The sequence below is a fragment of the Marinobacter halodurans genome (assembly GCF_004327985.1).
Lineage (GTDB): Bacteria > Pseudomonadota > Gammaproteobacteria > Pseudomonadales > Oleiphilaceae > Marinobacter_A > Marinobacter_A halodurans.
The window spans coordinates 1-12,117 of the sequence record NZ_SJDL01000059.1 but is presented as its reverse complement, the minus strand read 5'-3'; the positions used below and the strand labels follow the sequence as shown (position 1 = coordinate 12,117).

Below are 12,117 nucleotides of genomic sequence, written 5' to 3'. Positions count from 1 at the left end.
TGCCGTTCGGCTAGTGGTTCCCCTTACCGGGCCCACAGGGGACTTGCACCCCCAAGTCATCCGGCCAGCACCACCTGTACCAGAACAGCGCCCGTCAAGGCGCTACGCGCCATGCCTGGCGCACCAAACAAAAAGACCCCGGCCTCGGCCGGGGTCTTTTTTTGTACGGTGATCCGTACCGGGATCAGAAGGCCGGTACGACAGCACCCTTGTACTTTTCCTTGATGAACTCGCGCACGTCGTCGCTGGTCAGGGCATCGGCCAGCTTCTTCATGGCATCGCTGTCCTTGTTGTCCGGACGGGCGACCAGGATGTTCACGTAAGGCGAGTCCGCACCCTCGATGATCAGCGCGTCCTTGGTCGGGTTCAGACCCGCTTCCAGCGCGTAGTTGGTGTTGATCATCGCCAGGTCGACCTGACTCAGGACACGCGGCAGGGTGGCCGCTTCCAGTTCGTAAAAGTTCAGGTTCTTCGGGTTCTCGGCGATGTCACGCGGAGTCGCGGTGATCTTGCTGCTGTCCTTCAGCTTGATCAGGCCCGCCTTCTGCAGCAGCAGGAGCGCCCGGCCGCCGTTGGTCGGATCGTTGGGGATCGCGACGGTGGCACCGTCTTCCAGCTGGTCCAGGGAATCGATCTTCTTGGAGTAGGCGCCGAACGGCTCGACGTGAACGCCCACCACGCTGACCAGGTTGGTGCCCTTGCCGTCGTTGAATTCGGTCAGGTACGGCTGGTGCTGGAAGTAGTTGGCGTCCATCCGCTTCTGGGCCACCTGGATGTTGGGCTGGACGTAGTCCGTGAAGACCTTCACTTCCAGGTCCACGCCTTCTTTGGCCAGGGTCGGCTTGATGTGCTCGAGAATTTCAGCGTGCGGTACGGCGGTCGCCGCCACGGTCAGCTTGTCCGCAGCCTGTACGGAGAATGCCGCCAGGGTGGCAGCCAGCGCCAGAATCTTGGTCAGTTTCATAATGTCCTCGTTGTTACGATGGCAATTTTTCTTTTAGGCGGCGCCCGGAAAGCGCCGCATGATGCGGTGTCAGCGACGGCTGAAGTAAAGAACGAGCCGGTCGCCAACCATTTGCAATATCTGAACAAAAATAACCAGAAGCGCCACGGTAATGACCATCACGTCGGTCTGGAATCGCTGATAACCGAAACGGATGGCCAGGTCACCCAGGCCGCCCCCGCCGATCACACCGGACATGGCGGCGTAGGACACCAGCGTAATCGCAGTCACGGTGATACCGGCGATGATGCCCGGCATGGCTTCGGGCAGCAGCGCCCCGAAGATCACCTGGCGCACCGTCGCGCCCATCGCCTGGGTCGCCTCGATGATGCCACGATCCACTTCCCGCAGTGAGGTTTCCACCAGCCGCGCGAAGAAAGGCGCACCGCCGGCCACCAGTGGCGGAATGGCCCCGGCCACACCGAGCGACGTGCCGATCAGCATCACCGTGAACGGAATCATCACGATCAGCAGGATAATAAACGGCACCGAGCGCAGGACGTTCACCACGAACGACAGCACGGCGTAGGCCACCGGCTGTTCCAGCAGCTGGCGCTTGCCGGTCAGGAACAGCAGGACGCCCAGCGGCAGGCCGAACAGCACACTGAAGAACAGCGACGCGCCGACCATCACCAGCGTGTCCCAGCTGGCCCCGCCGATTTCGCCCCAGTCCACATTGGTCAGCAGATCCTCCATTATCGCACCACCTCCACGTGAACATCGGCCGCTTCCAGCGCCGCCTGTGCGGCTGGCAGGTCACCGCCCACCAGCGACAGGGTAAGCTGGCCATAGGGCGTATCCTTGATCCGGTCGATGCGGCCGGACAGGATGCTGAAATCCACACCGGTCTGGCGCGCCACACTGCCCAACAGCGGCTTGTAGGTGGATTCGCCACGGAAGGTCAGGCGCAGGATCCGGCCCTCCGCCTTTTCGAAGTTCGCTTCCATCTCCTGCTCGTCCACGTGCTCGCTCTCGAACACAAAATCCCGCGTCGTGGCATGCTTCGGATGCAGGAACACGTCGGTCACCGGGCCCATCTCAACCACGTCGCCCGCGTCCATCACCGCAACCCGGTCGCAGACCCGGCGCACCACGTCCATCTCATGGGTGATCAACACGATGGTCAGCTTCAGTTCCCGGTTGAGGTCGCCCAACAGCCTCAGCACCGACTGGGTGGTCTGCGGGTCCAGCGCGCTGGTGGCCTCGTCGCACAACAGGATGGTCGGCCGGCAGGCCAGGGCGCGGGCGATGCCGACCCGCTGCTTTTGCCCGCCGGACAGCTGGGACGGAAACTTGCGCGCGTGATGGGTCAGGCCCACCCGCTCCAGCAGTTCCGCCACCCGGGTGCGGATCTCATCCCGGGAATAGATGCCCGCCAGCTTCATGGGAAAGGCGATGTTGTCTTCCACCGTCTTGGACGACAGCAGGTTGAAGTGCTGGAAAATCATCCCGACCTTGCGGCGGAAGTCCCGCAGGTCCTTGCTGTCATAGCCGGTGACATCCTCGCCGTCGATGACGATCCGGCCGCCGCTGGGCCGCTCCAGCAGGTTGATAAGGCGTACCAGGGTCGACTTGCCCGCTCCCGAATGACCGACGATGCCGAACACCTCGCCGTTCTCGATCGCCAGGCTGGTGGGCTGCAGCGCGGGGATCGCCCGGCCTTCCACCTCATAGGCCTTGTGGACCTGATCAAACTCAATCACTGGGCATCTCTGTAAACCTGAAAATGATCGCGCAGTATAGCGCAGGCCGGCACCAAACCCGAATCGGGGCATGCCGCAACGCCGCATGAACACGGCACTCGGCTCGGGGAGCACAATCCGCTAGACTCATAAGATGAACAAGAAGTCATAAACTCCGGAGTCACATTCTTGAGCGAAACGCCGACACGCCTGCATTCGACCCGGGCCTGGGTCGATTACCTGAGCCAGGTGGAACTGCCTGTCCTGGCCAACACCCTGCGCCGCATCAACCAGCTGACGGAAAGCAACAACTCAACCGTAAGCGAACTGGCGGCCGTGATCCTCAACGATGCCCAGCTCACCTCCCAGGTGTTGCGGCTGTCCAATTCGGCGTTCTACAACCACAGCCGGGTGCAGGTGAGCACCGTCAGCCGTGCGATTACCCTGATCGGTTTCGACGCGGTGAAGTCCATGGCGATTTCCTCGCTGCTGGTGGACACGCTGATCCAGCACAACCCGCGCCCCTACCTGCTGAAGGCACTGGCCCGCGCCCTGCATGCCGCTGTACAGGCCCGCTGCCTGCTGCCCGGCAACAACGAGCAGGCCCGGGAGGAGGTGTTCATCGGGGCGCTGCTGACGAACATCGGCGAGCTGGCCTTCTGGTCCTGCCAGACGGAGCAGGCGGCGGAGCTGGCAGCCCGGCTGCCGGCGGACAAGCCCGCCGAGCTGCAAAAGGAAATACTCGGCACCACCTTCGTGGAAATCACCCGCGGGCTGGTGGAAAACTGGAAACTGGGGCGCTTCATCCAGGACGTCGTCAGTTCGGGCCGGGCCAGCTCGCCCGCGGTCGCCCTGGTCCGCGAATCGGTTGAACTCGCCCGGGAGGCGGAAGACGGTTGGCGCACACCGTCCGTGGACAAACGCCTGGCGCGCATTGCCGAACACATCGGCGAACAGCCCGCCAGCGTCCGCGACCAGGTGAAACTCAATGCCGCGGAGGCCGAGGACATTGCCGTCTCCTTCGGCATTCCCCAGATCCGGGGGCTGATGCCGGGCAGCGGCGATCACGACGGCGACAGCACCCCGGAAGCGCCCCAGGGCGACCCCGGCCTGCAACTGAGCATCCTGCGGGACATCTCCGCCGCGCTGGCCACCCAACCGGACCTGAACGGCATCTGCCAGATGGTGGTGGAAGGCATCCATCGCGCGGTCGGCTTGCGCCGGGTCGCGCTGTTGATGGCCGACCGCAGCGGTGCCGAACTGCTGCCGCGCAAGGTGCTGGGCAATGGCACAGCCGCCTGGCGTGACCATTTCATGGTGCACCGGGACGGTGCCGATCGGCTCAGGGGTCTGCTCACGGACCGGTGCGCGATCGTGCCCGCCGGAGACCAGCCCCTGCTGCCCAACTGCGACGCCTGGATCGGCACCCGTCCCGCGCTGGTCGGCCCGCTATACGCCGGCCCCCGACGGGTCGGCCTGTTCTATGCCGACAACGGCGACCTGCAAGCCAGCCTGTCCGAGGACCAGTTGACCGCGTTCAGCCATTTCGTGCAGCAGGCCCAACTGTGCATCACCCTGCTGGCCCGGTGACTGGGATTCATGCAAGTGCATGATGCTGCCGCGACGACAACGGTGAAAAGAGACGGCAAGAGACCTGCACCGGCCACGCCATGGGGTCGGCGCGGCCGGTAACAGCCTGATGGTGTCAGTGGAGGTTACGCATCTGGCGCGGATACAGGGCGGCGCTGACTTCCGGCTCTTCCAGCAGGTCGGCCAGTTCGCGGTCCACTTCGGTTTCCTCGCCTTCGTCGGGAAGCGGCTCGAACAGGGTGTTCAGCCAGGCGGCTACGGACGGAACGTCGTCCCGGTCGTAATCCGTCGACAGGGCCCCGATCCGCTTGAAGCCGATGATGCGCTGGTGGCGCGGATCACGGATCTGCTCGAAGCCGCGCCAGTAGACCCGGTCCCGGGTATGCAACTGCACGAACAGGGTATCGATCGGGTCCGGTGCATCATCCTCCCTGGGTTCGGGGTCGGATTCACGCTTGTTGCGGATGGTGGTCCAGGCCGGATAGAGCACGGCCACCGCGTCCGCTTCGACATGCTCCCGGGCCGCGCGCAGGATCAGGGCCCAGCGGGCCTTGTCGGCTTCGGTCTCCAGGGACTGGATAGGCAAGTCGTAGCTCTGGTCTGAAGACAGGACGATAGCCATCATGGGAGCATCCAGCTCTCCCATCGCTTCACCCTGTGCTACAGATACAAGCTCGTCGATCGCAATCGGTTGCGGATGATTCATGGTACGCTCGCCTCCTCGGTGCCATCAGGGTAGGGGAGACACTGGACACAACTGCCTGTCCGGCGCACTTACGGTAGACAGGCTGTCTATTCAGTGATCGCCTTGAGAGTCGGGCAACTCCCAACTACAGCATAGCGTGTCTCTCCAAAAGGTTAAACGTGGAGACGATCGGGGCGGATCACAAGGTGTCCCCCGAAGAAAGTGCATCGTAGCGATGCCACCAGGGCAAGGCCGCCTCCAATTGACCGGCCAGCTGGTACAGTGTGGCCTCGTCACCGTACGGCGCCCCGAAGTGCACGCCCACCGGCATCCCCTGCGCCGTCCAGTGTAACGGCATCGACATGGCCGGTGTCCCGGTCAGGTTGGCCAGTTGGGTGAACGGCGTGCGCGCCAGGGACTCCAGCGCCAGCTCGTCCGCCATGCCGCTGCGGTGGACCAGCCGCCCCGCCCGGAGCAGCAGCATCAGCCGGCTGACCAGTTGCAGGTGAGCCGGCGTGTCCAGCTCGCCGACGCGGGCCGGCATCTGGCCGGTGGTGGGGCACAGGTAGAGGTCGTAGGTCTCGAAGAACAGGCCCAGGGCCCTTGCAAACTCATTCCACTGCTGGCGCAGGCGGACGTAGTCCGGCGTCGGCAGGGTGCGCCCGAGCATGCCCAGCAGCCGCGTATCCAGTTCGAAATCCCGGTCCCGCGCGCCATAACGCTCCGCGGCCCTCGCCATGGCCGCCGAAACCTCGCCGAAATACAGCGCCAGGTAGCAGCGGGCCAGGGCCATGCCGTCAAAATCCGGGCGGGCGTATTCGATAGTGTGACCCAGGTTTTCCAGGGTCTTGGCGGTGTTCTCCACCGCATCGATGCATTCCCGGGCCACTTCGCCGCCGTAGGGCGAGTTGGTGAAAACGCCGATCCGCAAGGGCCTTGGCGACTCGGTGACGCAATCGGCATAGGCGCGGTCCGGTGGGGCAACGGTAAACGGATCGCCCGATTCGGCGCCCGCCAGGTAATCCAGCATGGTGGCGCTGTCCCGTACGCTGCGGCTGACCACATGGTCCGCCGAGGCTCCGGTCCAGTGCTCCCCCGTGCCCGGCCCGGCGGAGACCCGCCCGCGGGAAGGCTTGAGGCCGAACAGGCCGCAGTAGGCTGCCGGGATACGAATCGAGCCGCCCCCGTCATTGGCACCCGCCATCGGCACGATGCCGGCGGCAACGGCAGCGCCGGATCCACCGCTGGAGCCCCCGGGCGTCCGCTCGGTATCCCAGGGGTTGCGCGTCGGCCCCCAAAGGCGGGATTCGGTGACCGCCTTGAGCCCCAGTTCCGGTGTCGCGGTGCGCCCCAGGATCGCCAGCCCCGCCTCCCGGGCCCGCTTGACATAGGCGGAGTCCCGCTCGGCAACCTGATGGCGCAGCGCACGGCTGCCGAAGGTGCACGGCTCACCCGCCTGCTCCTGCGCCAGATCCTTGAGCAGGAACGGAACGCCGGAAAGCAGTCCGGACGACGCCGAAGGCCGCTCCAGGGCCGCGCTGAACTGGGCATGGCAGATGGCGTTGAGGGTCGGGTTCACCGCTTCGGCGCGCTCGATGGCAGCGTTGATGATCTCCCGGGGTGTGGCTTTCCTGCGGCGTACCAGATCGGCCAGTCCGACGGCGTCGAACTGCAGGTAATCGCTGACATTCATAGGCATCCTGACCTTGGGTGGCGGTATTCACCGAGCCCGACAAGCATACCCCACCAACGCAATAATGACAGGTCAGCCAGCGTCCGCTTCGATGACGTTCCAGGGACGGTCGCGGGTAAAGCGACAGTTGCAGCCACAGGGTCCTGCCGCCAAAATCCGGGAACGATACCGTCCAACCTCAATCCCCGCGATGGAGAGTCCTTATGCCGATGCGGACAGTCTGTCTGTCGCTCTTGCTGATACTGTTGTCCGACGCCGGCCATGCCGAGAAACTCAAGGACTGGACCTCGGTTATCCGGGAGTCGCCCTATTGGGAAAGCCAGGGCGTGTACCAGAACATCCTCACCATCCGGCGCTGGATCCTGGAGAGCAGCGGCTACTGCAGCGACACCGAACGCCACATCCTGTTCGACCGGCGCGGCCGTTTTCTCGGCTACATGGAAAATGCTGACACCCGGGAGGCCACCCAGAAGAAGCTGAACGCCACCCGCCAGCGCATGGCGGAAGACGGCCGCAGCGAATACTGGGTCGTTGGCGACCCGCAGACCACCGGCTACCCGTTTGCCCTGGCCTGCGACCAGCCCCACGTCAATATGGACGAGGCCATCGAACGCTACCTGGGCACCGCGCCTGACGATCGTCTCTGGGGCCGTTGGGACGACCTGACCGTCGGCACCTCGGAAAAACCGGAGTCACTGCACGCTGCCCTGTCTTACGTGTACGAGACCCGCCGCAACCAGCAGCGGCTGGACCTGCCGGCGGAGATGGACCGCTACCTGGCCGGCCAGTTGTTGATCGAAAGCGGCGCCCGGCAGCGGGCCCATTCCGCCGCCAATGCGCGCGGCATCATGCAGTTGTCGAACATGGTGCTCAGCGACTGCGGCATCGGTCCGGAAAACTACTGGCATCGGCTGGCGCAGCTGGATTGCGCCATGCGCCTGACCAGCCAGAACGCCCGCAACCTGCGGCCGGTGTTCGACGCCCGCTTCGGCAACCTGCCCAGTAAGAAGCGCGACCGACTCTTCACGCTGCTGCTGGTGCAGGCCTACCACGGCGGGGCCGCCCGGGTGGAAACCCTGCTGGACGACGACGAGCTGTCCCAGCCCGCCGCCTATTTCGCCGCCAACCACGAAAGCTACACCGCCGGCGACATCGCCTTCGGCCTGGTGTTCCATAATCTCGGGCGCAATCGACTGGGCCTGTCATCCCTGTATTATGTCGCCGATGTGGAACTGGCCGGTGCGGCCCTGTGCAACCAGCCCAAGATGAAGAAGGACCCGCTCTGCGCGGACTGACTGGAGACACGCCTTGGAGTTGCTATACCTGCCTGACGCGCTGAGCCCGGCGCTGGCCGGCCTACTGTTGGCCACCTCGGTACTGACCTCGATGATCACCGCGGCGCTCGGTGCCGGTGGCGGTGCGCTGTTACTGGCCCTGATGGCATTGTGGCTGCCGCCCGCCGCCATCATCCCGGTTCACGGGCTGATCCAGCTGGGCTCCAATGCCGGCCGTGCCGGGCTGACCTGGCGCCATATCGACTGGAAGGTGATTGCGGCCTTCCTGCCTGGGGTCGTGCTTGGCGGGCTGACTGGCGGATTGTTGCTGGTGCACCTGCCGGCGGCCATCTGGCAGATGACCATTGCCCTGTTCATTCTGTACCTGTGCTGGGGCCCGGCCTTGCCCAAGGCGATCCTCAGCCCGATGGGCACGTTCCTCGCCGCACTGGCCACGACCTTCCTGACCCTGTTTGTCGGGGCCACCGGTCCCCTGGTGGCGGCCTTCGTCAAACAGATCCATACCGATCGCTTCCGGACCGTCGCCACCTTCGCCTGCGCCATGACACTGCAGCACAGCGTCAAGGGGCTGGTGTTCGGCCTGGCAGGCTTTGCCCTGCATGAATGGCTGCCGTTCATTGCCGGGATGATCGCCTGCGGTTTCCTGGGAACCTGGCTGGGCCTGCGGGTCCTGAGCCGCCTGAGCAACCTGCACTTCCGGCAGTTCTTCAACATCCTGCTGACGCTGCTGGCCCTGCGCCTGCTCTGGCAGGCAGCCCGCACCGCCGGCTGGTTCTAGTGTCCCGTCTGGTTAATTCGCTGATCTAATGAGCGCCGGCGGCGTCGCCGCTGGCGCCAGTCCTCGATAAAACCGTTCACGGCCAGGGCCGTCAGGATGATGGCACCGCCGGCGAATGCCAGCGGGCCGGGTAACTCGTCGAGGAACAGCCACACCAGCAGGCCGCCAATCACCGTTTCCAGCAGGAGGAACAGGCTCACCTCCGCCGCCGGCAGGTAGCGGGGACCGGTCTGGATCAGGATGCTGGCCGCCGGCAGGAAGCATACGCACAACAGGACGATCCGGCTGAAGTCGTGCCAGCCGGGCCATTGCGCGCCGCCCAGGAAAGCCGCCACAATGCAGATGGTCAGGGCGCCAAAGATCAGCATCAGGCTCATGTCCGCCTGGGGGCGGGAACGGGCCACCGCCAGGTTGGACGCCAGCGAGAATGCCGCCACGCCGGCCATCACCAGACCCAGGGGTTGCCCCTTGCCCATCTCGCCCACGGCCATCAGCGTGGCACCGGCAATGCAGACGAGAATCAGGATCCAGGTGCGCAGGGGCAACCGCTCGCGCCAGACCAGCCAGGCCAGTAACGCCGCGATCACCGGTGCCGTATTGAGGATCACCAGCACATTGCCTGCGGCCGTGTTCTTTATGCCCGTCACGAACCCCAGGGTGCTGCCGGCAAAGGCCACGCCACAATAGAGTCCCCGCCGCCCGCAGGCACGCATCGCCGGTAGCAACCGGCCGCGGTAGCGCACCGTGTTGATCACGGCAAAACTCAGCGCGAGCAACAGCCCGCGCCAGAACAGGAAAACCACCGGGGGCACGCTGGTGGACTTCACCAGCAGGGCATCCGGTGACAGGAAAAGAACGCCGAGGCCGGCGATCAGGAAACCTTTGGAACGATCGGACAATTCAGCCATGCTACCCGCCTGTGGATTCGTGCAGGCGGATCGATTGCGGGCAGCCCATCAGGTGCGGACCGTTTCCTGCGGCGATGCCATCGCCTCTTCGCCGTAGACAACCACCCGGTTCCGCCCCCGGGACTTGGCAGTATAAGCCGCTTCGTCGGCCCGGGCCATGACGGCCTTGTTGGTCGTATCGTCGCCGCGGACATCCGTCAGCCCAATGCTGGCCGTCACGCCATAATGGCGCCCGTCCTGCTCCAGTTCGAGTGCCTCGATACCCGCGCGCAGCGACTCGGCGATAGACTTCGCCCGATCCAGCCCGCAGGCCGGCAGGATCACCCCGAACTCGTCGCCGCCCAGACGGGCCACCACGTCGGACTGGCGCATACGGCTGCGCAGGATATCGGCGATGTGGCGCAACAGTTCATCGCCCAACAGGTGCCCTCCGTTGTCGTTGACCGGTTTGAAATGGTCGAGGTCGATCACCATCAGCACCGTCGGGGCGCTGTGATCCCCGGCCTGCATCAACTGGTTGCCCAGGCTTGCCGTAAAGGCACGCCGGTTGAAGAGCCGGGTCAGCGGATCGTGGCTGGCATCCCAGGAAAGCTGGGCCTCCTGGCGCCGGCGCTCGCTGTCATCCCGCATCACGAAGACGAACTGATCGGCCCCGTGCTCGTTCTCCAGTCGCAGCATGGTGAGCTCCACTTCCAGCGAATCGCCGCGCATGTTCGTCAGGACGGCGTCCAGACCGGTCACCTGGGGCTGCTTGCGGAACTCGTCGAACCCCCAGAACTCACCATCGACGGCGACCCGCACAATATCGAACAGGTTGCTGCCAACCGGTGACGCATGATTGCCGATAAACACCTGTGACGGCGGGTTGGCGAAGCTGACAAAGCCCTGCCTGTCGGTCAGCACGACCCCCTCTTCCAGCACGCCCAGGATTCGTTCGGCCAGGGTCCGTGCCGCGCGCAATTCGGCTTCCACCTCCAGCTCATGGGTGATATCCCGCATCACGGAAATCGTGCCCAGGCAGCGGTCCGGCGTCTCGATCGGTGCGGTCATACTCGCCACCCAGATGACCCGATCCGTACGCGCATCGTAAAGGCGGTACTGGCCCTGGAAGACTTCGCCGTCATACAGCACGCGGCTGCGATTCTGCAGCATCTGTGTCTGGTCTTCCCGATAGACGCCCTTCAGATAATGCTGCCCCTTCAAGCGCTCGAGGGGCTGACCGACAATGGCCTCGAAGGCGTGGTTGACGAACCCAATACGCCCCAGTACATCCGTCTGGACGATGCCGATGGGCGAACGTTCGGACAGCGACCGGAAATAGGCTTCCTGCTGCTCCAGTTCGACGCGGGCCGCTTCACGCTCGTCCCGAACCTGGTTGAAGGTCGAGACCAGCTCGCGGATCTCCCGGCCTCCGCCAACGTCGATCGGCGCATCGAGCACCCCCATGTGCCGGGCCTTGATCTGGTCGGCCAGTTGTTGCAAGGGGCTGAGCAGCCTGCTGAACAGACGCAGAGACAGCGGTATGAACAGCAGCAGAAGCGCCCCGGCCACCCAGAACATGACGTGGGACAGCTTCCGGATCGGCTCGAAGGCCTCCTGCGTGGGCAACGACACGGTCACAAACCAGGGCGCCTCGTTGAGCTGGCGATAGGCCACCAGCCGTTGCTGGCCATCCGACATGGGCGCCAGCGTCACACCTTCCTCCCCGTTCCGGGCCGCGTCATAAAGAGGGTTGCTGTCACTCAACGGATCGAGTCGACTGGGCCGACGAGGATGGATCAGGACAAATCCGGACCGCGTACCCATACCCACAAACCCGGTATCACCAATCGTCAGGTTCTTGAGATCCCCGAGAAAACTGCGTTCGTCCAGGTTGATCGTTCCGACCAGAATGCCGATCAGCCTCTTATCGTGGTTGAACACCGGGGCCGTTATCGCAACGATCGGAATGTTTTCATCCCGGGAGATGAAGGGCTCGGACACGAGCGTGGTCATCTGCCGGTTGGTCAACTGGAAAAAGGCGCGATCGGAAACGTTCATTCCCCGCCCGGTGCCGGATGCCGGGAACGTGGCCCGGATGACACCGGATGAATCGATCAGGTAAAGCTTGTGAAACAGGGAAGTCAAAGCCGCCTGACGATTGAGGATGGGCTGGGCCCGCCCCAACAGGCTTTCCTCTTCCATGGTCAGGTTTTGGGCAACCCGCGTGATGGCATCGAAACGTTCGGCCAGCTTGGCGTCCACATCGTCGGCGATGAGGTCGGCATGGGTCGCCAGTTGGGCCCTCGCCTGGCTCTCAAGTTCAGACTGCCCGACTGAAATGCCCACCAGGATGGCCAGGCACGTAATCAGGACGAATCGAGTAGGAGGGGGAGTTGCCTCCCCCGTCCTCTCACACCACCGGGCATACGGTTCCGTACCACGGCGGTTCATGATTGGCTCTGAAGCCGGTTTATCGTATCCAGCAAACTGACCAGAGACAG

Annotated in this window: 10 protein-coding genes; 3 read left to right on the top strand and 7 right to left on the bottom strand. The window is 64.3% G+C overall.

Annotated elements, in window-relative coordinates:
- Positions 1–184 precede the first annotated feature (184 nt).
- The 3 genes from EZI54_RS22305 to EZI54_RS22295 all read right to left on the bottom strand — a co-directional run bounded on the left by EZI54_RS22305 (position 185) and on the right by EZI54_RS22295 (position 2,706).
- Positions 185–964 (bottom strand): MetQ/NlpA family ABC transporter substrate-binding protein, encoded by a 780-nt coding sequence (locus EZI54_RS22305; RefSeq protein ID WP_131484087.1) that lies wholly within the window; start codon positions 962–964, stop codon positions 185–187.
- A gap of 69 nt (positions 965–1,033) precedes the next feature.
- Positions 1,034–1,699: a methionine ABC transporter permease gene (locus EZI54_RS22300; protein WP_131484086.1), complete on the bottom strand. Its 666-nt coding sequence runs from the start codon at positions 1,697–1,699 to the stop codon at positions 1,034–1,036.
- Complete coding sequence (locus EZI54_RS22295; RefSeq protein ID WP_131484085.1) at positions 1,699–2,706, bottom strand: methionine ABC transporter ATP-binding protein; 1,008 nt, start codon at positions 2,704–2,706, stop codon at positions 1,699–1,701. The genes EZI54_RS22300 and EZI54_RS22295 overlap by 1 nt, the downstream gene beginning before the upstream one ends.
- A gap of 168 nt (positions 2,707–2,874) precedes the next feature.
- On the opposite strand from EZI54_RS22295, the gene EZI54_RS22290 reads away from it, so the two are divergent.
- Positions 2,875–4,275: an HDOD domain-containing protein gene (locus EZI54_RS22290; RefSeq protein ID WP_242674564.1), complete on the top strand. Its 1,401-nt coding sequence runs from the start codon at positions 2,875–2,877 to the stop codon at positions 4,273–4,275.
- A 115-nt stretch (positions 4,276–4,390) separates the two neighbouring features.
- Here EZI54_RS22290 and EZI54_RS22285 read toward each other — a convergent pair whose 3' ends face one another.
- Together EZI54_RS22285 and EZI54_RS22280 are read right to left on the bottom strand one after the other, a co-directional pair.
- Positions 4,391–4,981: a hypothetical protein gene (locus tag EZI54_RS22285; RefSeq protein ID WP_131484084.1), complete on the bottom strand. Its 591-nt coding sequence runs from the start codon at positions 4,979–4,981 to the stop codon at positions 4,391–4,393.
- Positions 4,982–5,159: 178 nt separating this feature from the next.
- The gene (locus EZI54_RS22280; protein ID WP_131484083.1) at positions 5,160–6,653 is read right to left on the bottom strand and encodes an amidase; all 1,494 of its coding nucleotides are present in this window, start codon (positions 6,651–6,653) and stop codon (positions 5,160–5,162) included.
- Between the two features lie 203 nt (positions 6,654–6,856).
- Between EZI54_RS22280 and EZI54_RS22275 the strand changes: the two genes are divergently transcribed.
- Both EZI54_RS22275 and EZI54_RS22270 read left to right on the top strand, forming a co-directional pair.
- A complete protein-coding gene (locus tag EZI54_RS22275) occupies positions 6,857–7,948 on the top strand; it encodes a lysozyme family protein (RefSeq protein WP_242674563.1) in 1,092 nt (363 codons plus the stop codon).
- 13 nt (positions 7,949–7,961) lie between these two features.
- The gene (locus EZI54_RS22270; protein WP_131484082.1) at positions 7,962–8,726 is read left to right on the top strand and encodes a TSUP family transporter; all 765 of its coding nucleotides are present in this window, start codon (positions 7,962–7,964) and stop codon (positions 8,724–8,726) included.
- On the opposite strand, the gene EZI54_RS22265 is transcribed toward EZI54_RS22270, so the two are convergent.
- A complete protein-coding gene (locus EZI54_RS22265) occupies positions 8,723–9,634 on the bottom strand; it encodes a DMT family transporter (RefSeq protein WP_131484081.1) in 912 nt (303 codons plus the stop codon). The genes EZI54_RS22270 and EZI54_RS22265 overlap by 4 nt on opposite strands.
- Before the next feature lie 48 nt (positions 9,635–9,682).
- Positions 9,683–11,962: a sensor domain-containing diguanylate cyclase gene (locus EZI54_RS22260; protein WP_165495844.1), complete on the bottom strand. Its 2,280-nt coding sequence runs from the start codon at positions 11,960–11,962 to the stop codon at positions 9,683–9,685.
- Positions 11,963–12,117: the final 155 nt, after the last annotated feature.